The sequence below is a fragment of the Kitasatospora sp. NPDC088351 genome, from assembly GCF_040685575.1.
Classification (GTDB): Bacteria; Actinomycetota; Actinomycetes; order Streptomycetales; family Streptomycetaceae; genus Kitasatospora.
In genome coordinates, this window is the sequence record NZ_JBFBIL010000020.1 from 74,112 (window position 1) to 95,255 (window position 21,144).

The 21,144-nt window shown below is 72.3% G+C and carries 19 protein-coding genes and 1 tRNA gene; 12 read left to right on the forward strand and 8 right to left on the reverse strand.

Features of this window, described 5'->3' with window-relative positions; all coding sequences use genetic code 11:
* Nucleotide 1: 1 nt before the first annotated feature.
* The 6 genes from AB0P06_RS17015 to AB0P06_RS17040 all read left to right on the forward strand — a co-directional run bounded on the left by AB0P06_RS17015 (nucleotide 2) and on the right by AB0P06_RS17040 (nucleotide 6,866).
* Nucleotides 2-1,297: a PP2C family serine/threonine-protein phosphatase gene (locus tag AB0P06_RS17015; protein ID WP_363608075.1), complete on the forward strand. Its 1,296-nt coding sequence runs from the start codon at nucleotides 2-4 to the stop codon at nucleotides 1,295-1,297.
* Between the two features lie 77 nt (nucleotides 1,298-1,374).
* The gene (locus AB0P06_RS17020) at nucleotides 1,375-2,730 is read left to right on the forward strand and encodes a VWA domain-containing protein (protein ID WP_363608076.1); all 1,356 of its coding nucleotides are present in this window, start codon (nucleotides 1,375-1,377) and stop codon (nucleotides 2,728-2,730) included.
* Between the two features lie 72 nt (nucleotides 2,731-2,802).
* Complete coding sequence (locus AB0P06_RS17025; RefSeq protein ID WP_363608077.1) at nucleotides 2,803-4,167, forward strand: FHA domain-containing protein; 1,365 nt, start codon at nucleotides 2,803-2,805, stop codon at nucleotides 4,165-4,167.
* Nucleotides 4,168-4,298: 131 nt separating this feature from the next.
* Nucleotides 4,299-5,216, forward strand: a complete 918-nt coding sequence (locus AB0P06_RS17030) for an ABC transporter ATP-binding protein (RefSeq protein WP_363608078.1) — start codon at nucleotides 4,299-4,301, stop codon at nucleotides 5,214-5,216.
* Nucleotides 5,213-6,373, forward strand: a complete 1,161-nt coding sequence (locus AB0P06_RS17035) for an ABC transporter permease (RefSeq protein ID WP_363608079.1) — start codon at nucleotides 5,213-5,215, stop codon at nucleotides 6,371-6,373. Before AB0P06_RS17030 ends, AB0P06_RS17035 begins: the two co-directional genes overlap by 4 nt.
* A gap of 88 nt (nucleotides 6,374-6,461) precedes the next feature.
* Nucleotides 6,462-6,866: a globin gene (locus tag AB0P06_RS17040; protein WP_363608080.1), complete on the forward strand. Its 405-nt coding sequence runs from the start codon at nucleotides 6,462-6,464 to the stop codon at nucleotides 6,864-6,866.
* Between the two features lie 54 nt (nucleotides 6,867-6,920).
* Here AB0P06_RS17040 and AB0P06_RS17045 read toward each other — a convergent pair whose 3' ends face one another.
* The 5 genes from AB0P06_RS17045 to ssb form a co-directional block, all read right to left on the reverse strand.
* A complete protein-coding gene (locus AB0P06_RS17045; RefSeq protein WP_363608081.1) occupies nucleotides 6,921-7,613 on the reverse strand; it encodes a hypothetical protein in 693 nt (230 codons plus the stop codon).
* Nucleotides 7,614-7,659: 46 nt separating this feature from the next.
* Nucleotides 7,660-8,133 (reverse strand): thioesterase family protein, encoded by a 474-nt coding sequence (locus tag AB0P06_RS17050; RefSeq protein ID WP_363608082.1) that lies wholly within the window; start codon nucleotides 8,131-8,133, stop codon nucleotides 7,660-7,662.
* A gap of 109 nt (nucleotides 8,134-8,242) precedes the next feature.
* A complete protein-coding gene (ettA, locus tag AB0P06_RS17055; protein ID WP_363608083.1) occupies nucleotides 8,243-9,907 on the reverse strand; it encodes an energy-dependent translational throttle protein EttA in 1,665 nt (554 codons plus the stop codon).
* A gap of 313 nt (nucleotides 9,908-10,220) precedes the next feature.
* Complete coding sequence (locus tag AB0P06_RS17060; protein WP_363608084.1) at nucleotides 10,221-11,681, reverse strand: Cys-Gln thioester bond-forming surface protein; 1,461 nt, start codon at nucleotides 11,679-11,681, stop codon at nucleotides 10,221-10,223.
* A 347-nt stretch (nucleotides 11,682-12,028) separates the two neighbouring features.
* Nucleotides 12,029-12,703 carry a single-stranded DNA-binding protein gene (gene ssb, locus AB0P06_RS17065; protein ID WP_363608085.1) on the reverse strand — a complete coding sequence of 225 codons (675 nt, stop codon included), beginning with the start codon at nucleotides 12,701-12,703 and terminating at the stop codon, nucleotides 12,029-12,031.
* Nucleotides 12,704-13,205: 502 nt separating this feature from the next.
* Between ssb and AB0P06_RS17070 the strand changes: the two genes are divergently transcribed.
* Nucleotides 13,206-13,278: transfer RNA gene (locus tag AB0P06_RS17070), tRNA-Arg, on the forward strand.
* A 491-nt stretch (nucleotides 13,279-13,769) separates the two neighbouring features.
* Here the strand turns inward: AB0P06_RS17070 and AB0P06_RS17075 are convergent.
* Nucleotides 13,770-14,417: a TetR/AcrR family transcriptional regulator gene (locus tag AB0P06_RS17075; protein ID WP_363608086.1), complete on the reverse strand. Its 648-nt coding sequence runs from the start codon at nucleotides 14,415-14,417 to the stop codon at nucleotides 13,770-13,772.
* A 96-nt stretch (nucleotides 14,418-14,513) separates the two neighbouring features.
* On the opposite strand from AB0P06_RS17075, the gene AB0P06_RS17080 reads away from it, so the two are divergent.
* The 4 genes from AB0P06_RS17080 (at nucleotide 14,514) to AB0P06_RS17095 (ending at nucleotide 16,822) form a co-directional block, all read left to right on the forward strand.
* Entirely contained in the window at nucleotides 14,514-15,062 is a 549-nt protein-coding gene (locus AB0P06_RS17080) for a GNAT family protein (RefSeq protein WP_363608087.1), read from the forward strand.
* 22 nt (nucleotides 15,063-15,084) lie between these two features.
* Nucleotides 15,085-15,222, forward strand: a complete 138-nt coding sequence (locus AB0P06_RS17085; protein ID WP_363608088.1) for a hypothetical protein — start codon at nucleotides 15,085-15,087, stop codon at nucleotides 15,220-15,222.
* Nucleotides 15,223-15,258: 36 nt separating this feature from the next.
* Nucleotides 15,259-16,068: an enoyl-CoA hydratase/isomerase family protein gene (locus AB0P06_RS17090; protein WP_363608089.1), complete on the forward strand. Its 810-nt coding sequence runs from the start codon at nucleotides 15,259-15,261 to the stop codon at nucleotides 16,066-16,068.
* A 154-nt stretch (nucleotides 16,069-16,222) separates the two neighbouring features.
* Nucleotides 16,223-16,822, forward strand: coding sequence for a hypothetical protein (locus AB0P06_RS17095; RefSeq protein WP_363608090.1), 600 nt, complete (start codon nucleotides 16,223-16,225; stop codon nucleotides 16,820-16,822).
* Nucleotides 16,823-16,920: 98 nt separating this feature from the next.
* Here the strand turns inward: AB0P06_RS17095 and AB0P06_RS17100 are convergent, their stop codons facing one another.
* Complete coding sequence (locus AB0P06_RS17100) at nucleotides 16,921-18,144, reverse strand: acyl-CoA dehydrogenase family protein (RefSeq protein ID WP_363608091.1); 1,224 nt, start codon at nucleotides 18,142-18,144, stop codon at nucleotides 16,921-16,923.
* Between the two features lie 220 nt (nucleotides 18,145-18,364).
* On the opposite strand from AB0P06_RS17100, the gene AB0P06_RS17105 reads away from it, so the two are divergent.
* A complete protein-coding gene (locus AB0P06_RS17105; protein ID WP_363608092.1) occupies nucleotides 18,365-19,030 on the forward strand; it encodes a TetR family transcriptional regulator in 666 nt (221 codons plus the stop codon).
* 82 nt (nucleotides 19,031-19,112) lie between these two features.
* Here the strand turns inward: AB0P06_RS17105 and AB0P06_RS17110 are convergent, their stop codons facing one another.
* Entirely contained in the window at nucleotides 19,113-21,137 is a 2,025-nt protein-coding gene (locus AB0P06_RS17110) for a M3 family metallopeptidase (protein ID WP_363608093.1), read from the reverse strand.
* Nucleotides 21,138-21,144: the final 7 nt, after the last annotated feature.

Genomic DNA, 21,144 nt, shown 5'->3' on the forward strand with positions numbered 1-21,144 from the left:
AATGCCACAGCAGACCGTGTGCCCGAGCTGTTCCGAGCCGCTGGATCCGGAGGACGTCTTCTGCGGCTCCTGCGGGGCCGGCCGGGACGGCCGCCCGGCCCCGGGCGCGATGCCCGCCAGCTGGTCCGCCGCCCGCGGTGAGGACCACCCGCCGACCGTCCCGGCGCAGAGCGCTCCGGTCTGCGTGCACTGCGGCGTGCCGCAGGTCACCACCGACGGCTACTGCGAGGCCTGCGGCGGCGCCCAGCCCCGCCCGCGCGACCACATGGAGAAGTCCCTCGCGGGCGTCGCCGGGGTCAGCGACCGGGGCGTGCGCCACCACCGCAACGAGGACTCCTTCACCGTCGCCGCCACCTCGCTGCCCGGTGGCGAGCCGGTCGTGGTGGCCGTGGTCTGCGACGGGGTCTCCTCCTCCGACCGGCCCGACGAGGCGTCCGAGACCGCCGTCGACACCGCCTCCGAGTCGCTGCTCACCGCACTGGAGGCCGGCCACGAGCCCAACGCGGCGATGCGCCAGGCGATCGCCGACGCCGCCAAGGCCGTCGCCGACCTCGCCGTGGACGGCGCCTCGCCCACCCGGCCCGACCTCAACGCGCCCGCCTGCACCTACGTCAGCGCGATAGCGTCCGGCGGCCGGGTCACCATCGGCTGGGTCGGCGACACCCGGGCCTACTGGATCCCGGACGACCGGGCCTGCGCCGAGCCGTTCCGGCTCACCCAGGACGACTCCTGGGCCGCCCGGATGGTCGAGGCCGGGCTGATGGCCGAGGCCGAGGCCTACGCCGACCCGCGCGCCCACGCCATCACCGGCTGGCTCGGCGCGGACGCCGAGGAGGTCGTCCCGCACACCCTGGACTTCACCCCGCACGTCCCCGGTGTGCTGCTGATCTGCACCGACGGCCTCTGGAACTACGCCGAGGCCGCCACCGACCTGGCCTACTTCGTCCGCCAGGACGCCCGCGCCGAACCGCTCGCCGCGGCGCAGACCCTGGTGAAGTTCGCGGTCGCGGCCGGCGGGCACGACAACATCACCGTCGCCGTCCTGCCGATCGACCCGACCACCGGGCCGGCCGCCGGGCCCGCCGGCGGGGAGGACACCGGGGAGGACGCCCGGACGGCGACCGCGCTGGACCTGCCGGTGATCGGCGCCGCACCGGAGGGCCCCGAGGAGGAACACGACCCGACCCTCCCCGACCTGCCGGTGATCGGCTCGCCCGCCGCGCCCCTGCCGCCCGCCGCGCCGCCCGCCGCACCGCCGGTCGTCCCCCCGCGACCGCCGCACCCGCCGACGGCCTGACGCACGCGCCGCCCCGGCCCCACCCGCCCCCACCGACCGTTTCGCACCTTCGACCACCCGACGGGAGCCACCGGCCCATGGCAACACTGGCGAAGCCGAACCTGCCCAGGTTCGACGTGGACATCTTCCAGAACGAGTTCCTCGCGGACGGCGCCCGCGAGGTGAACGCCATCGTCACCGTCACCGCGACCGGCGGCGGCACGTCCGGCGGCCGTCCGCTGGGAGTGTCCGACGCGGGGTCGCAGGGCGCGGGCAACCAGTCCGCCGCCGTGGTGATCATGGTGGACTGCTCCGGCTCGATGGACTACCCGGCCAGCAAGATGCGCGGCGCCCGGGAGGCCACCGCCGCCGCCATCGGCACCGTCCGCGACGGCGTCGCCTTCGCCGTGGTGGCCGGCACCCACGAGGCCCGCGACATCTATCCCGGGGACGGCACCCTCGCGATCGCCTCCGAGGCCACCCGCGCCCGGGCCAGAGAGGCGCTGCGCCGGCTCAACGCGGCCGGCGGCACCGCCATGGGCACCTGGCTGGCCAAGGCCGACAAGCTCTTCCTCAGCCGCCGCGACATCGCCATCCGGCACGCCATCCTGCTGACCGACGGCAACAACGAGCACGAGTCGGCGGCCGACCTGGACCGCGCCATCGAGCGGGTGACCGGCCACTTCACCGCCGACTGCCGAGGCGTGGGCACCGACTGGAAGGTGGACGAGCTGCGCAAGATCTCCTCCGCGCTGCTCGGCACCGTCGACATCGTCGCCGAACCGTCCGGCCTCGCCGAGGACTTCCGCTCGATGATGGCCGGCGCGATGGGCAAGCAGGTCGCCGACGTCGCGCTGCGGATCTGGACGCCGGCCAACGCGGTGGTCAAGTTCGTCAAGCAGGTCGCTCCCTCGGTGGAGGACCTGACCGGCCGCCGCGCGGAGGCCGGCCCCCGCGCGGGCGACTATCCCACCGGCTCCTGGGGCGACGAGAGCCGCGACTACCACGTCTGCGTGGAGGTCCCGGCCGCCGCCGTCGGCAACGAGATGCTCGCCGCCCGGGTCAGCCTGGTCCTGCCGCCGCAGGCCGGCGGCGGGCCCGAGGTGCTGACCCAGGGCCTGGTCAAGGCGGTCTGGACGGACGACCTGGCCTCGTCCACCCGGATCAGCCCGCAGGTGGCCCACTACACCGGGCAGGCCGAACTGGCCTCCTCCATCCAGGAGGGGCTGGAGGCCCACCGGGCCGGGGACGTGGACCGCGCCACCGCGAAGCTCGGCGCCGCCGTCCGGATCGCCCACGCGACCGGCAACGAGGGCACCTTCAAACTGCTCCAGAAGGTGGTGGACGTGGTCGACCCCAAGGAGGGTACGGTTCGGTTCCGTAAGGACGTGAGCGAGGCCGACTCGATGACCCTTGAGACCCGGTCGACCAAGACCGTACGTGTGAAGAAGTGACCGGTGAGGACGTGACCGGGCCCGAGCCCGGCCTGACGCTGCCCCAGCTGGCTGGAATTGAGGGGGGACCTGATGCCGATCTGCCCGAGGGGCCATGAGTCGCAGGCCGAGGACTGGTGCGACTTCTGCGGCTTCCCGATGACACCACCGCCACCGATCCCGCCGCCGCCCGGCACTCTCCCGGGCGCGCACGGGATCCCTGGGACGCCCGGAGGGCACGCGGCCCCCGGCGGCTACGGCTCCCACGGCTCCCACAGCTCCCACGGGGCGCCCGGCGGTCACGGCGGAGCGCCGTTCGGCGGACCGGTGGCGCCCGGCGCGGTACCGCCCCCTGCCACGCAGGGCTACCCGGAGCTCACCGAGGGCCTGGTGGTCTGCCCGATCTGCCGCAGCCCGCAGACCGGCCGGTTCTGCGAGGAGTGCGGGTACGACTATGACCTCTCCGCGCCCTCGCACCGCCAGCCCACGGCCGACGGCGGCATCCCCGGGCAGGCGGCCGGGCCCGCCCCGCTGAACATCCCGGCCGCGTACGGCGGCAGCCCGCAGCCCGGCGGCCAGGGACAGCAGCAGCCGGCCCCGCACCAGCAGCCCCAGCACGGCCAGCTGTCGCACGCCCAGCCCCAGCACGGCCAGCCTCAGCACAGCCAGCACCAACACGGTCAGCACCAACAGGCCCAGCACCAGCCGCAGTCGCAGCAGCCACCGCAGCCGCAGCACCCGCAGGGCCCCCACGGCGGCGCGCCGTCCGGCTACGGCTACCCGCCGCCCCAGCCCGCCAACGGGCAGCAGGCGCCCGCACCCGCACCCGCGCACGGCTCGCCGTACCAGGAGAACCCGCCCCGCGAGGACTCCGGCCCGGTCTACGCCCAGCCGGGCCCGACCGGTCGCGGCGAGGAGTTCGGCACCTCGTTCAACCTGGCCCCGCCGGTGCCGCCGCAGGTCCAGCAGGCTCCCCCGCAGGCCCAGCAGCAGCCCCCGCTGGGCCACCCCGGCCAACCAGGGCACCCCGGCCGGCCCGAGCCGGTGCGGTCCAACTGGCTCGCGGTGGTCTCGGCCGACCGCGACTACTTCACCGACATGATGGCCCGCAGTGGCCCGGAGGCGGCGGGCCTGTTCTTCCCGCCGTACTGCCCCGAGCGGCGCATTCCGATCACCGGTCGCGGCCAGCTGCGGATCGGCCGGCGAAGCCAGCACCGCGGCACCGTACCGGAGATCGACCTGTCGGTACCGCCGGAGGACCCGGGCGCCTCGCACCAGCACGCGCTGCTCGCCGAACAGGCGGACGGCAGCTGGGTGCTGGTCGACCAGGACTCCACCAACGGCACCACGGTGAACGGCGGCGCCGAACCGATCGCCCCGCACACCGCGATCCCGCTGAACGACGGCGACCGGATCCACATCGGAGCGTGGACCACCATCACCCTGCACCGCGCCTGAACCTCCGGCCCGGGCCGAGCGGTCCTCAACCACCGCTCGGTCCGGGCGCATTACCGCCCCAGGCAAAATGATCTCCCAAAGACCGCGCTCCACCTGCACGGCGTCCCTGAATACCCGTAGGGTCAGGATGCATGACTGCTGCTATATCCGCCGACGGAATCCGTCAGCGGTACGGGGACGTACAAGCCGTCGACGGAGTGTCACTCACCGTCGAGGTCGGCGAGTTCTACGGGATCCTGGGCCCGAACGGCGCCGGGAAGACGACCACGCTGGAGATCCTGGAGGGAATCCGCAAACCCGACGAGGGCCGGATCGAGCTGCTGGGGATGGCTCCCTGGCCGCGTAATCCGAAGCTGCTGCCGCGCATCGGCGTGCAGTTCCAGGCTTCGGCCTTCTTCAACAAACTGACGGCACGCGAGACGATCCGCACCTTCGCCTCCTTCTACGGCGTCGGCCCCAAGCGCGCCGACGCGATGCTGGAGCGGGTCGGCCTGGCCGAGTCGGCTGCGGTGATGACCGACAAGATGTCCGGCGGCCAGGCCCAGCGACTCTCCATCGCCTGCGCGCTGGCCCACGACCCGGAGCTCGTCTTCCTGGACGAGCCCACCACCGGCCTCGACCCACAGGCCCGCCGCAACCTCTGGGACCTGCTGCGGGGCATCAACTCCGAGGGCCGCACGGTCGTGCTCACCACCCACTACCTGGACGAGGCGGAGGTGCTCTGCGACCGCGTCTCGGTGATGGACCACGGGAGGATCCTCAGGACCGGCGCTCCGGCCGCCCTGGTCCGGGAGATCGACGACACCGTGCGGGTCAGCGTGGAGTCCGGCCTGCTGAGCGCCGACACCGCCCGCGAACTGCTCGCGGCGGCCGGTGCCGAGATCGCCTCGATCGAGGACGACGGTGTCTCGCTCTCCGTCTCCACCCGGCTCCCGGCCCCGGTGCTCTCCGTACTGGCCGAGCGCAACGCGTTGCGCGGCCTCGAAGTGCGCGGCGCCACCCTGGAGGACGTCTTCCTCCAGCTCACCGGACGGGAGTACCGCGCATGAGCGCCGACCGCACCCAGGCCACCGCAGTGCCCGCGCAGCGGGCCCAGGCCCCGGCCGGCGGCCCCGCCGGAACGCCGGAACGCGAGCGGGTCAGCGCCTTCGGGAGTCTCTCGCGGGTGATGCTGGTCTCCTTCGTCCGGGACCGCGCCGCCGTCTTCTTCGTGATCCTCTTCCCGTTGATGTTCCTGCTGCTGCTCGGCACCCTGCTCAAGGGCGCCACCAGCCCGCACGCCAAGGTCGTCCAGGTCGGCGCGGTCCAGATCCTGGACTCGGTGCAGGGCGACGGCCGGGCCCAGCTGGAGAAGGTCCTGACGATCAACCGCAGCGACGACGAGGCCGCCGCGCTGGACAAGGTCCGCAAGGGCGACCTGGACGCGATGATCAAGGAGGGGCCGGACGGCAAGGTGGTACTGCGCTTCAGCGCGGCCGACCAGGTCCGCGCCGGCTCCGTCCAGGGCATCGTCAACTCGGTGGTCCAGCAGGCCAACCAGGCCGCCACCGGCAAACCGCCGGCCTTCGTGCTAGACGCGAGCCAGGTCGAGGACAACTCGCTGAAGCCGATCCAATTCCTCACTCCCGGCCTGCTCGGCTGGGCGGTGGCCACCGGTGCGGTGTTCAGCGCTTCACTGACCCTGGTCTCCTGGCGGCAGAAGAAGGTCCTGCGGCGCCTGCGGCTGGCCCCGGTCAGCGCCGGGTCGATCGTGGCCTCCCGGATCGCGGTCTCGGTGCTGACCGCGCTCGTCCAGACGGCCGTCTTCATCGCGGTCGCCACCACCCCGTTCTTCGGGCTGAAGCTCACCGGAGACTGGTGGCTGATCATCCCGCTGGTGGTGTGCGCCACGATCGCCTTCATGTCGATCGGCCTGCTGGCCGGGTCGGTCGCCAAGACGGAGGAGGCGGCCAACGGCATCTCGCAGATCATCGTGCTGCCGATGTCGTTCCTGTCCGGCTCGTTCTTCCCGGCCGATAACATGCCCGGCTGGCTGAAGACCTTCTCCGAGGTACTACCGCTGAAGCACCTGGTCAGCGCGGCGCAGTCGGTGCTCTCCCGGGGCGGCGGCGTGATGGACGCGCTGCCGACGATGGGCGGGCTGCTGGCCTTCGCCGCCGTGCTCACCGCGATCGCCGGGCGGTTGTTCCGCTGGGAGGACGCGTAGCAGCCGCTCCCCGTCGAGGGGTCCCGCACGGGGTCGTAGGCCGGAAGTCCCGGTGTACGACCCCGTCGGCGTCTGCGACCATGGTCGGGTGAAAGAGATCCGGCGTGGCACGCTCAGCGAGGAGACGTTCTTCGAGCAGGTCGGCGGCGAACCGACCTTCCGTCGACTGGTGCACCGTTTCTACCAGGGCGTCGCCGAGGACGAGTTGCTGCGGCCGATGTACCCCGAGGAGGACCTCGGGCCCGCCGAGGAGCGCTTCGCCCTGTTCCTGATGCAGTACTGGGGCGGCCCCCGCACCTACAGCGAACAGCGCGGCCACCCGCGGCTGCGGATGCGGCACGTGCCGTTCAAGGTGGACCGCGCGGCGCACGACGCCTGGCTGAAGCACATGCGGACCGCCGTGGACGAACTGGCCCTGCCGGCCGACGCCGAGCGCCAGCTCTGGGACTATCTCGTCTATGCCGCCGCCTCGATGATCAACACCGAGGGCTGACCGGCCCGGCCTGCCGCCCGGAACGCGACGGGTCGGGTCGCGCCGGGTCCGGTCCTACCGGACCGGGCTGAGCCCCAGACCCGCGCCCGGCGCGGCCGCCGTACGGACCGCCACCGATCCGGCCGGGGCGCTCAGCCGGAGCCAGCCGCCGGCCCGGTGCACGGTGAGCGGGACGGCCGGCTTGAGGAAGCCGATCACATAGGCCGCGTGCACGGCGCGCAGCGGCAGTTCGGGCAGGGCCGCGACCGGCCGGGACCAGATCTCGTCGGCGAGCGCGTCCAGCACCGCACGGGTCCGGTGGTGCTCCGGAACGGCCTCGCTGCGCTCGCGGAACTCCCTCACCCCGGCCATCAGTTCGGGGTACACCTCGTCAACGGGGGGCTCACCGGCCGGCCGCCAGCCGGAGCGCGGCGGCAGCAGACCCGCCCAGGCCGGGCCGGTGACGGGCGCGGGCAGCGTGACGGTGTTCGCCTCGCCGTTCACACCGTCCAGCAACTGGCCCGCCGAGACGGTGCGGTCGACGGGCGCGGCGAGCGCGGTCAGCCGCGCGGTGCGGATCGCCAGCGCGCCCGAACCACCCAGCGGCAGCCGTCCGAAGACCGCCAGCACACTGTCGGCCCCGGGCCGGGCCACCGCCTGCAACCGCACCGCCGCCGCCTTGTCGAAGCGCAGCAGGCGGACCAGGAAGGCGGCCAGGTCGGCGGCCTCCCCGGCGTCGGCGAGGGCGAGGGGGGCGGTGGTGGTCAACGCTCGTCAGCTCGAATCGTCAGGTCGTCGGTGGTGGAGCGGATGCTCAGGCGGCCGCGCCGGCCGTCTCCCCGGCCGGGCTGCGGTCGTCCATGCTGCGGTCGTCCATGAAGCGCGTGAGGAACTCCCGCTCCACCGGGCTGATCCGGCGCGGCCGGCCCTCGGCCAGATCGTAGGGGACGACCACGGTGGACGCCCGGACGTACACCGTCTCGGTGCCGTCCTCGGCGGTGTCCTTGATCTCGTACGAGACCGTCAGCGAGGCGCCGCCGATCCTGGTCACCCAGGTCTCGATGGTGACCGGCTCGGGCCGGTGCACCAGCGGGCGCTTGTAGTCGATCTCGTGGCGGGCCACCACCGAACCGCCCGCGAACTCCCCCGCCCCGGCCGCGGCGGCCTGGGTGAACATGAAGTCGATCCGGGCCTCCTCCAGGTACCGCAGGAAGACCACGTTGTTGACGTGCCCGAAGGCGTCCATGTCGGACCAGCGCAGCGGGCAGGCGTAGATGTGGCGTGCCACGAGTGTTCTCCTCGACGTCCGTTGACCCGCCGGACGGCTGTGGCGGCGGGCCGCGGCCCGGCAGGCCGCCCCGGAGGGCAGTCTGCCGGGCCGTTGTGACAGCTGGATGTCAGCCTCGGGTCAGCTTCTTGTAGGTGGCCCGGTGCGGACGGGCGGCGTCGGCGCCCAGCCGCTCGATCTTGTTCTTCTCGTACGACTCGAAGTTGCCCTCGAACCAGAACCACTTGCTCTCGCCCTCGTAGGCGAGGATGTGGGTGGCCACTCGGTCCAGGAACCAGCGGTCGTGGGAGATGACCACGGCGCAGCCGGGGAACTCCAGCAGCGCGTTCTCCAGCGAGGAGAGCGTCTCGACGTCCAGGTCGTTGGTCGGCTCGTCGAGGAGCAGCAGGTTGCCGCCCTGCTTGAGGGTGAGCGCCAGGTTCAGGCGGTTGCGCTCACCACCGGAGAGCACGCCGGCCGGCTTCTGCTGGTCCGGGCCCTTGAAGCCGAACGCCGAGACGTAGGCGCGGGACGGCATCTCGACCTGGCCGACGTTGATCCAGTCCAGGCCGTCGGAGACGACCTCCCAGAGCGTCTTCTTCGGGTCGATGTTGGCGCGGGTCTGGTCGACGTAGCTGATCTTGACCGTCTCGCCGACCTTGACCTTGCCGGAGTCCGGGGTCTCCAGGTCCTGGAGCATCTTGAACAGCGTGGTCTTGCCGGCGCCGTTCGGGCCGATGATGCCGACGATGCCGTTGCGCGGCAGGGTGAAGCTCAGGTCGTCAATGAGGATCTTGTCACCGAAGGCCTTGGAGAGGTTCTCCACCTCGATGACGATGCTGCCCAGACGCGGGCCCGGCGGGATCTGGATCTCCTCGAAGTCCAGCTTCCGCATCTTGTCGGCCTCGGCCGCCATCTCCTCGTAGCGGGCCAGACGGGCCTTGGACTTCGCCTGGCGGCCCTTGGCGTTGGAGCGGACCCACTCCAGCTCCTCGCGGAGCCGCTTGGCGCGCTTGGCGTCCTTCTGGCCCTCGACCTTGAGGCGCGACTGCTTGCTCTCCAGGTAGGTGGAGTAGTTGCCCTCGTAGCCGATGGCGCGGCCGCGGTCGAGCTCCAGGATCCAGCCGGCCACGTTGTCCAGGAAGTACCGGTCGTGGGTGACGGCGACGACGGTGCCGGCGTACTTGGCCAGGTGCTGCTCCAGCCAGTTCACCGACTCGGCGTCCAGGTGGTTGGTGGGCTCGTCGAGCAGCAGCAGGTCGGGGGCCTCCAGCAGTAGCTTGCAGAGCGCCACGCGGCGCTTCTCGCCACCGGAGAGCTTGGTGACGGCCCAGTCGCCGGGCGGGCAGCCCAGCGCGTCCATGGCCTGCTCCAGCTGGGCGTCGAGGTCCCAGGCGTTGGCGTGGTCCAGATCCTCCTGGAGCTTGCCCATCTCGTCGAGCAGCGCGTCCGAGTAGTCGGTGGCCATCAGCTCGGCGATCTCGTTGAAGCGGTTGAGCTTCCCCTTGATCTCCTTGACGCCGTCCTCGACGTTCTCCAGGACGGTCTTGGTCTCGTCGAGCGGCGGCTCCTGGAGCAGCATGCCGACGGTGTAACCGGGCGAGAGGAAGGCGTCGCCGTTGGAGGGCTGCTCCAGACCGGCCATCATCTTCAGCACGGTGGACTTACCCGCGCCGTTGGGGCCCACGACGCCGATCTTCGCTCCGGGGAGGAAGCTGAGCGTCACGTCGTCAAGGATGACCTTGTCTCCGTGCGCCTTGCGTACCTTGCGCATCGTGTAGATGTATTCCGCCACGTGAGATCGCTCCGGCGTCGTCGGGAGTAATTCGGCTTGCAGCCTTCCATTGTGCCGCACCCGCCGGGAGCCCCGAACCGCCCCGGCTGCCCCACCGGGGTATCCGCCCGGGCCACCGGACACGGCTGCGCGAGGGCAGGGACGGGCATGACGGCGAGGTGCCCCGGACGCGAAGCGGCCCGGCCCCCCGCAACAGGTGCGGGGAGCCGGGCCGGGAGTACAGCCGCCTTCGGCGTCCGGCGCCGGTGGCGTTCGGGCGCTCTCGGCGCCCCGGCTGCCTCAGTGGGCCGGCAGCCTCAGTGCCTCAGCGGCCTCAGGCGGCGCTGCGACCGTGGCGGCCGCGACGGCGCAGGACGAAGACCGCGGCACCGCCGGCCACGACCAGACCGCCGGCGGCGGCGGCGATCATCGGGGTGGCGTCGTTACCACCGGTCTGGGCCAGGTCACCGGTGGTGCCGGGGGCCGAGCTGCTGCCGGCCGGAGTCGGCTGCCCGGCCGCGGTGCTGGGGGCGGCCGACGGCGTACCGCTGGGGGTGCCGGTCGGGGTGCCGGTCGGGACCGGGGCCGCCGACGGGCTGGAGGTCGGCGGGGTCACGCTGGAGACCTTGCAGTCCAGGATGCCCTTGAACTCCTTGCTGAAGCCGTTCGGGCCGGTGACGGTGATGTCGTAGGCGGTGTCCTCCGCGACCGGGACGACGACGCTCTCGGCCTTGCCCGGCTGCACGGTGAGCGACTTGCCCGGCTTCACCGTGACGGTGGCCGCCTCGTCACCACCGTTGGTCACGGTGACCCGGACGCCGTTGGAGTCGCACTCGACCTGGGCGGTGCTGTCCAGCAGCGCGCCCTTGCCCTGCTTCCAGGAGCCCTTGGCCGCGTCGGTGACGCTGAGCTTGGTGGAACCGGCCAGGATCATGGTCTGGCTGTGCTTCTCGGGGGTGTAGCCCTTGCTGAGGAAGACCCGGCCGCTGGGCACCACGGTGTCGGCCGCGGCCGTGACGGTGGCCGCGCCGTCCGGGGTGCCCGCGGGCACGTCCAGGAACAGCTGGGTGTCCTTGGCGACCGGACCGGTCAGGCCGGTGACCGGCTTGCCGTCCTTGTCGACCAGCTTCACCTTGTCCGCGGCGTCGCCGGACAGCGCCAGCTTCACCTCGGAGGCGCTGGAGTTGATGGTGAACGGGCCGAGCTTGTTGCCCGGCTTGCCCGACGCCGAGTCCGGGGTGAGGCTCAGCGAGGGCTTGGGCTCGGCGGCGATGCCCTTGTTCTTCTCGCTGACCAGGTAGTCGCGCAGTTGCTTGGCCTGCGAGTCCTTCGGGATGGCGTTCTTGCCGTCCGAGAAGCGCCAGATCGCGGCCTGGGTGCCGGCGGCGGCGTCCTCCTTGGTGAGCTCGCCCTGGACGCCGGCGTCCGTGGCGAGCTTCTTGAGGTCCGTCACCTGCGGGTAGGAGTTCTCCAGGATCCAGCGGATCTTGGCGGCGTCCTGCGCCTTCTCCTTGCGGCCGAGCGAGCTCGACTTCCAGTCCGACTCCTGGTACTCCACCCCGCTGGTGATGTTGACCGGGTGGTCGATGTCGATGCAGTACGTCTGGATCACACCGTTGGCCGTCTTGAGCGTGAACAGACCGCCCTGTATGGAGTGACCGCCCTCGATGGCGATCTCCTCACTCGTCATCGTCGGCTGAATGACAGCCGTGACGCCCGCACCGGGCGCGTCAGCCGCAGCCGCCGCACCGGCCGCGAGCAGGCTTCCGCCCAGCACCAAGCTGGTCGTGAGCATGACAGTGGTGACGCGCGGAAGACTCCGCCCCTGCCTGTGGAACATCTGGGATCCCTCCGGGCCGGGCCATGCCGATGGGCAGCCCGCCTTGCATTGCCGCGCCCCCTGTGGCGCAGCCGCATGTGTGTGAACCAGACGAATCCTATTGAGTCCAGGAGGCGCGCAAACCCCCATGCGAAATCAGGACGATTCCGTATCTGTATCGTTATCAACACTCCCAGCTTCCACACAAGCTGACGCTCAGCCAGAAAGTCTGGATCTTTCGGTAAACCGATCCGGGATTGCGCGTGCGGGCACAACAACCGTCTCGATCAACATATTTGTCGACAGTTAAGATCACCCGCCGGTCAGATCAGGGCAGCCTGCTCGCCACCCCCATTCCCCTCGTCGGCCACCTGGGTGCCCGTCACCGACGCCATCGCCGACGCCTTTCGCGCCTCCAGCGCGTCCGCGATCCAGCCCGGCACGGCCTCCCCGACGAGCACACCGGCCGCCGGCCCGGCACCGCCCACGGACTCGCCCCTGACCCCCGACGACCAGCGGAAGACCGTGGTGCCGCGAGTGAGATCGTGTCCGACCGACCGGGCGTCGATCTCGACCCTGCTGCGCCGTGCCTCCCCTTCGGTCCACTCACGCACCCTCAGCCGACCGTTCACCACCACCGGATCACCCTTGGCGAGAGAGCCGATCAGATGCACCGCCAGCGCACGCCAGGCCGTCACCGTCACCCACTGGGTCTCGCCGTCCACCCAGCCGTCCTTCTGCCGGTCGTAACGGCGCTCCGTCGACGCCAGCCGGAAGTTGGCCATCGGGACACCGCCGGCCGTCTCGGCGTAACTCACCTCGGTCGCGACATTGCCGATCACCGTCACCTGGGTCTCGTTCACAGAACACTCTCCGTTCTCCGCGATGCACCGTACGGAATCGATCGGCGCGAGTTGAGAGTGCTCTTCCCCGGAAATCAACGCCAGCGAGATCGGAAATCCTGTGGACAACTCGGGCCTGTGGAAAACCGGGGTCACTCGCAGGAGTGAATTTGAGCCCTTCAAGAGTCCACTTCACACCCACTTCCGCGCGGCCATGACAAGAAACCGGCCGCTTCCCGCCCCGACCGCACACCCCGAAGGGTGGTTCACTCCACCGTCCGCGCACGTCATCCGACCGAACGAACCCGAATACGACCCCCCACCCGCGTTGGCCGCGACACTTTCTCCGTGCCGAATCCATAACGGGTGGGGCGGCAGCCCCGTAACGACTGCACAACGTCCGGCACGGAAGGCCGCCAGACCGCTGCACTCACGGCCTTCACCTGCGATTATCGGACCGCTCCACCGAAGCCGACACACCCGCGACGGTGTTGTTACACCCGGCCGAGGAACTGGACACCCTTATCCTGTCCCCGACAGGGCAAGGGTCCGCCAACCCCCACCCGCACCCTCAGGCACGGGGCCGGACAGCGGGCGCAGCACGCGCCCGTCGCCCGACCCCGGCAACGGTCACGCCCGCCAGGGCGCCGCCCGTCCCGCCCCCATAGCTCAGCGGATAGAGCACCCGCCTTCTAAGCGGTAGGTCGCAGGTTCGAATCCTGCTGGGGGCACACCTCACCTCTCACCTGGGAAGTCGCCAGGCGTTCGGCACTTTGGCCCAATACGCGGCGGTTGGACACCAACCGCCCGGGCAAATTGGCCATCACTACCCAGCGTGACCGCACAGCAACGCCGGCGCCGGTTTCACCGAATCCCCCCGCCCGTTCCGCCCGACTCTCCCATTACCTCCCGGGTCCGATCCCTGCACGCCCGGAACCCACCCGCGGACACTCGGTGAAATCGGCGAACACGAGGCGTCGCAGCCCGCTCACTTTCTGCTGGCATATGCACGACGGAGAAGCGGAACACCCGCACCCGGGGTACCGGAGGACATTCGCCGCGAACACAGCGAAGCTCACATCACCGACCTCCCCGAGCGGGCCTCGGGACGGAAATGCGCACCTGGCATTCCGCAGCCCGAGAACCGCCCCCGAGCGGCCGGTGGATGACACCACGGTTCCTCCCCGCCCGGCAGCACACCACGAAGCGGGCACCGCCCCGCTCAACCCGCCGTCGCAACCGCCGGGTCCGCCGGGTCCGCCGCCGTCGGCAGACCGGCCAGATAGCCGTCCAGCAACGCGGTCTGCCGCTCGGCCGGGAACTCCCCCGGGGCGAACAGTGCCTGGACCACCAGCCCCAGCACGAAGGCCTGCGCGCCCGCCGCGAGCCGCGCCGCGTCCGCGCCGGCCGGCAGCTCGCCGAGCCGCTGGGCGTCCGTGATGTGCCCCGCCAGCGCCTCCCGTGAGCGCCCGTAGCGGCCGGCGTGCGCGGCCGCCAGCTCGGGGTCGGCCAGCGCCACGTCCCAGGAGCCGACCCAGATCCGGTTGCCCGCCACGGCCGCCTCGTCCAGCGGCAGGACGTCCAGCAGCGCCGCCCGCAGCCGGGCCAGCCCGGCCGGCGGCGGGGGGCCGTCCACCGGGGCGGCGCGGCGCGGGCGCTCGCCGGACCGCCGGTCCAGCACGTCGAGCGCATACGCCACCAGGGCCCGCTTGTTGGCGAAGTAGTGCGTCAACAGCCCGGTGGAGGCGCCCATTTCGGCGGCCACCGCACGCAGCGTCAGGCCTTCGAAGCCATGGGCCGACAGCACCCGCCAGACCGCTTCGGAGACTTCCAGGCGGCGGGCGGCATGGTCTCCACGGGCTGGCGTCATGCCGCTATCTTACGTACCAAACGTTTGTTATGTATATATGACTCAACCGGTTCGCACTCCGGCCGCACCCCGCCCCTCGCTCCGAAAGGCCCGCCCGTGTTTGCCGTACCGCTCGCCGAGAACGCCGAACTGCGCCCGCTGGAGCCGTGGCAGGCGGCCGAGTTCCTGGCCCACATCGACCGGGCCCGCGCCCACACCGACCCCTGGATCCCCTGGGCCTCCCGCTCCACCGACCTCGACTCGGCCCGCGCCACCCTCCAGGGCTACGCCGACAGGCAGGCCGCCGACACCGGCCGGATCTACGGCATCTGGCTGGACGGCACGCTGGTCGGCGGCGTGATGTTCGTGCATTTCAGCGCCGACGCGGGCAACTGCGAGATCGGGGTCTGGACGGAACCCGCGGGCGAGGGCCGGGGTCTGGTCGGCGCCGCCGTCCGCCATCTGATCGACTACGCCTTCGGCACCCGGGGCCTGCACCGCGTCGAGTGGTACAGCAGCTCGGCCAACGCCCGCAGCCGGGCGGTCGCCCAGCGCATGGGCATGAAGCTGGACGGCACGCTGCGGGAGTTCTTCCTGCACAACGGGGTCCGCCACAACAAGGAGGTCTGGTCGATCCTGGCCCCCGAGTGGAAGCCCGCGGGCTGACGCCGACCCCGGACGGGGCCCGGTGGACGCACCACCGGGCCCCGCCGCACCCGCCCGGCGTCCGGCGTCCGGCGTCCGGCCCGAGGCCACCGAGAACGCCCTGCGCGCCTTCGCCCTGATCGAACGGGGGCTCGGCGACCACTGCGCCGCCACGCCCTGAGAGAGTGGGCCCCACCACGATCTCCCGGAGGTACGCATGGCCCGGCCGCCGCTCACGCGGGACCGCTCCCCGTTCCCGACCCAGGTCGAGGGCCTCAACGCCTTCACCGGCGAGGACGGCGTGGCCGTCCTGGAGTTCGCCCGCCCGCACCGGCGCAACGCCGTCACCCTGGCCATCTGGCAGGCGCTGCCCAAGGTCCTGCTCCGGCTCGCCGAACAACCGGGCGTCCGCGCCCTGCTGGTCACCGGGGCGGGCGGAACCTTCAGCGCGGGCGCGGACATCGCCGAACTCGTCGAGGTCTACGCCGACCCGGACCGGGCCGACGACTACCACGCCGTCAACGTCGCCGCCGAGGAGGCGCTGGCCGCCTTTCCGCACCCCACCGTCGCGGTGGTGCACGGCGCCTGCGTCGGCGGAGGCTGCCAGCTGGCCGTCGCCTGCGACCTGCGCTTCGTCGCCGAGGACGCCCGGCTGGGCATCACCCCGGCCAAGCTCGGCGTGGTCTACCCGGCGGTGCCGACCCTGCGGCTGGCCCGGCTGGTCGGCCCGGCCCGGGCGAAGTACCTGCTGTTCTCCGGGGAGTTGGTGACCGGGCGGGACAGCGCCGCGATCGGCCTCGCCGACCGGGTCGCGCCGGGCGCCGAACTGGACGCCGCCGCACTGGAATTCGCCCGGCTGCTGACCCGGCGCTCGGCGCAGACGATCGGCGCCGTCAAGGCCGCGCTGGCGGTGCCGCCGGAGCACGCCGCGGCCGCCCTGGAGCCCTGGGAGCGGCGGTCCCGCGAGGCCGGGGACGTCCGCGAGGGCCTCGCCGCCTTCCTGGAGGGCCGCCCGCCCCGGTTCTGATCGACCTCCGCCGGTTCCGAACGGCCTCGCCCCGGGCCCCTCGCCCCGGCTCCCGGGCATCGGGCATCGGGCATCGGGCATCGGGCATCGGGCATCGGGACATTACGATCATCCGACCACCCCGCACCCGATCCCGCCTGGAGCACGCACCCCGATGGCCGAGCCGACGACCGAGCCGACGACCAGGACGACCTGGGCCCGGCGAGTCACCGACGGCGTCGAGCCGAAGAACGTGATCATCGCGATGCTGCCGCTGCTGGGCGTGCTGCGCTACGGCTGGAAGGGCCTCGGCTGGGCGGCGTTCGCCGCACTGTTCGCGGCGGTCGTCCCGACCCTGTTCATCCAGCGCGGCATCCGCAAGGGCACCCTGGAGGACCGGCACGTCGGCCACCGGCAGCGGCGCCTGGTGGTGATCCCGTTCATCATGCTGTCGGTGCTGACCAGCCTCGCGGTGATGCTCTGGCTGGACGCGCCCGCCGACCTGACCGCGATGGTGCTGGCGATGTTCGCCTCACTGGTCCCGATCCTGGTGATCACCGTCTGGTGGAAGGTCTCCATCCACACCGCCGTCGCCGGCGGCGCGGTGGTCTGCCTGGCCGTCGCGCTCGGCCCCTGGTGGCTGCTGCTCGCCCCGGTGGTCGCACTGATCGGCTGGTCCCGCGTGGTGCTGCGGGACCACACCGCCGCGCAGACCGTCGCCGGCGCGGCGGTGGGTGCCCTGACCGCCGGACTCACCTTCTGGGCCGCCCGGTAACAGCTGCCGGAGCGGCCACCCGTGGCCGCCCGAGACCACCCGGAGTCACCCGCGCGATCACCCACCCGAACCACCCGCCCGAACCGCTTCGCGACCGGTCACCGAATCGGCAGGCCGGAGATCGCCCGGGCGATCACCAGCCGCTGGATCTCGCTGGTCCCCTCGAAGATCGAGTAGATCGCGCTGTCCCGGTGCATCCGCTCCACCGGGTACTCCCGGGTGAACCCGTTGCCCCCGAGGATCTGCATCGCCTGCGCGGTGACCCACTTGGCGGTCTCACCCGCGTACAGCTTGGACATCGAACCCTCGGCCGAGGTGAACGGCTGGTTGGTGGCCGCCATCCAGGACGCCCGCCAGACCAGCAGCCGGGAGGCGTCGATCCGGGTCCTCATGTCGGCCAGTTGGAAGGCCACACCCTGGTTGTCGATGATCGGACGGCCGAACTGCACCCGGGTCTTCGCGTAGTCGAGCGCCACCTCGTACGCGGCCCGGGCGATGCCGATCGCCTGCGCGCCGACCGCCGGGCGGGAGGCCTCGAAGGTGGCCATCGCGGCGTTTCCCCGGCCGCCGCCCTTCCGGGCGCCCTCGCGGGCCCGGGCCAGCCGCTCCGTCAGCTTCTCCCGGCCACCGAGCAGGCAGTGGCCGGGCACCCGGACACCGTCCAGGACGACCTCCGCGGTGTGCGAGGCGCGGATGCCGTGCTTCTTGAACTTCTGGCCCTGACTCAGCCCGGGCGTACCCGGCGGGACGACGAAGGAGGCCTGCCCGCGCGCGCCGAGCCGCGGATCGACGGTGGCCACCACCACGTGGACGGCGGCGATCCCGCCGTTGGTGGCCCAGGTCTTGGTGCCGTTCAGCACCCACTCGTCCTTGGCCTCGTCGTAGACGGCGCGGGTGCGCAGCGCGGAGACGTCGGAGCCGGCGTCCGGCTCGGAGGAGCAGAACGCGGCGACCTTGACGTCGCCCGGCGTGCCGAACATCTGCGGCGCCCAGGTGCCGATCTGCTCGTCGGTGCCGTTGGCGAGCACCGCGACGGCGGCCAGCGTGGTGCCGACGATGGCGAGGCCGATGCCCGCGTCGCCCCAGAACAGTTCCTCCATGGCGATCGGGATGCCCACGCCGGAGGGGTCGAAGTACTGCTGGGCGTAGAAGTCCGGGGAGTAGATGCCCAGCCTGGCGGCCTCCTGGATGATCGGCCAGGGGGTCTCCTCGCGTTCGTCCCACTCGGCCGCGGCGGGCCGCATCACGTCGGCGGCGAAGCCGTGCAGCCAGTCGCGTACGGCGAGCTGGTCCGCGCCCGGGTCCAGCGAGAAGGTGCCCATGGTGCCTCCGGTCGAAGGGGTCGAGGGGGTCCGGACGGTGCGGGAGGGTCTGCGGCGGCACCCGCGGCGGGCCCGGGGAACGGGCGCCCGCGAGCGGCCCCCGGGGAGCGGGCGCCGAAACGGTGTCGGGCTGGTGTTACCGGCGGTAACATCGCCGGAGTCTGCTACTGATGGGCAACACGTGTCAACGCCCCCGCCCGGACCAGCCAGGAGCCCCCGTATGCCATCCGCCGCCCCCGCCAACCCCGGCGAGCCGCGCCGCGAGCAACTGCTCAACGCCGCCGACCGGGTGATCCGGCGCGACGGGCCGGCCGCCAGCATGAACGCCATCGCCGCCGAGGCGGGGATCACCAAACCGATCCTCTACCGCCACTTCGGCGACCGGAACGGGCTGATCCGGGCCCTGACCGAGCGCCACACCCGCAGTCTGCTGGCCGCGGTCCGGGCCGCACTCACCGAACCGCTGGAGCGCCGGGACCGGGTCGAACACGTACTGGACACCTACCTGGCCGGCATCGAGGCCCGCCCTCAGGTCTACCGGCTGCTCACCCACCCCGAGCCCGGCGACCCGGGCGGCGCGGGCAACGCGCTCGCCCCGGCCCTGCGGCAGATCGCGGAGGAGATCACCGGGGCCGTGCGGAGCCAGGTGGACCTCGGCCCCGACCGCGACCTGCTCGCCGAGGCCTGGGGCCGGGGCATCACCGGCATGGTGCTGGCGGCCGGCGACTGGTGGCTGGAGTCCCGGCCCTGCTCACGCCCCCGGATGGTCCAGGCGCTCGCCGACCTGCTCTGGGGCCGGCTGGCCGCGGCCGCCGACCTGCCGACCGCCGTCCCGCCCACCGCACCGGCCCCCGATCCCGCCGCGCCGGCGTCCGACCCGCGCTGAGGCCCCCGGCCCGTGGCCCGGCACCGGCGACCCGGCACCGGTGGCCCGCCGGCGAGGGGCGGGCCACCGGACGGGCGCTCCCCTACGCCAGGCCCCGGCGCGCCAGCAGCGGCCCGGTCTGCGGGTCCCGCCCGATCACCGCGCGGAAGGAGTCCAGCGCGTCCCGGCTGTCGCCGCGCGACAGCAGCTCGGCCCGGAACACCTCACCGCTCTCCCGCACCCCGCGGCCGTTCCCCTTGAACCACTCCACCGTCTCGGCGTCCAGCACCTCCGACCAGATGTAGGCGTAGTAGCCCGCGCTGTACCCGCCGGCGAAGATGTGCGTGAAGTAGGCCGTCCGGTAGCGCGGCGGGATCGCCGCCACCGCGAGCCCGGCCTTGGCCAGCGCCCGCGCCTCGAACTCCTCGGCGTCCGCGATCTCCTGGCCGGCCGGCACGGTGTGCCAGGCCCAGTCCAGCAGCGCCGCCGCCAGGTACTCGACCGTGCGGAAGCCCTGCCCGAAGCCCTCCGCCGCCGCCATCCGCTCGACCAGCTCGGCCGGCAGCGGCTCGCCCGTCACATGGTGCTTGGCGTAGTTGGCCAGGACGGCCGGCCAAACCATCCACATCTCGTTGACCTGCGAGGGGAACTCGACGAAGTCCCGCGGCACGGCCGTCCCCGCGAAGTACGGGTAGCGGACGTCCGAGAACAGCCCGTGCAGCGCGTGCCCGAACTCGTGGAACAGCGTGCGCACCTCGTCCCAGGAGAGCAGCACCGGCTCACCGGACGCCGGGCGGGCGATGTTCAGGTTGTTCATCACCACCGGCCGCCGGCCGAGCAGCCTCGACTGGGTGACCAGCTCGTCCATCCAGGCGCCGCCGCGCTTGGACGCCCGCGCGTGGAAGTCCCCGAGGAACAGGCCCAGCGAGCCGCCGTCCGCCTCGAACACCTCGAAGACCCGCACGTCCGGGTGGTACGCCGTCAGGTCCGGCCGCTCGGTGAAGGTCACCCCGTACGCCAGGTTCGCCGCGAAGAAGACGCCCTCGTGCAGCACCCGCTCCAGCTCGAAGTACGGGCGCAGCGCCGCCGCGTCCACCTGGTACGAGGACTGCCGGACCAGCTCCGAGTAGTACGCCCAGTCATGCGCCGCGATCTCGTCGATCCCGTCGGCCGCCGCCAGGGCGGCCAGCTCCGCCGCCTCCCGGCGCGCGTTGGCCACCGCCGGCGGCACCAGCCTGGCCAGCAGCCCGTCCACCGCCTCGACGGTGCCGGCGGTCTCGTCCGCGACCACGTGGGCGGCGTGCGTGCCGTACCCGAGCAGCCGGGCCCGCTCGGCTCGCAGGGTGGCCATCCGGATCGCCAGTGGGCCGTTGGCCCGGGCCGCGCGGCCCAGCGAGGCGGCCATCAGGCGTTCGCGGACCGAGCGGTCGGTGAGGAAGGCCAGCTCGGTCTGGTTGGAGAAGTTCTTCAGGCTCAGCACGTACTTGCCGTCGTGCCCGAGCGCCCGCCCGTTCTCCGCCGCCGCGGCGATCGCGTCCGGGGAGAGCCCGTCCAGCTGCTCGGCGGAGTCCAGCACCAGCGCCCTGGCCTGCGAGTCGGCCGACACGTTCTGCCGGAACGCCGTCTCGGCGGCGGCCAGTTCGGCGTTCAGCCCGCGCAGCCGCTCCTGGTCGGCGGCCCCCAGCCGGGCGCCGGCCCGGACGAAGGCGGTGTGCCGGCGCTCCAGCAGCCGCAGCGACTCCCCGTCCAGGCCGAGCCCGTCGCGCCGCCCGTACAGCTCCTCGATCCGGGCGAACAGCTCGGCGTCCAGGTGGATCGCGTCGTCGTGTGCGGCGAGCCTCGGGCTGACCTCGGCGTCGATCCGGTCGATCACCGGTGTGGTGTCGGAGGAGGACTGGTTGAGGAACACCGCGTTCACCCGGCGCAGCAGCGACCCCGAACGCTCCAGCGCGATCACCGTGTTGTCGAAGGTCGGCGGCTCGGGGTCGGCGGTGATCGCGGCGATCTCGGCGAGCTGGTCGGCCATACCGCGCTCGAACGCCGGCAGGTAGTGCTCCTCCCGGATCTCGGCGAACGGCGGCAGTTCGTAGGCCAGGGTGCTGGCCTTGAAGAACGGGTTCTCGGTCATTTCGCCG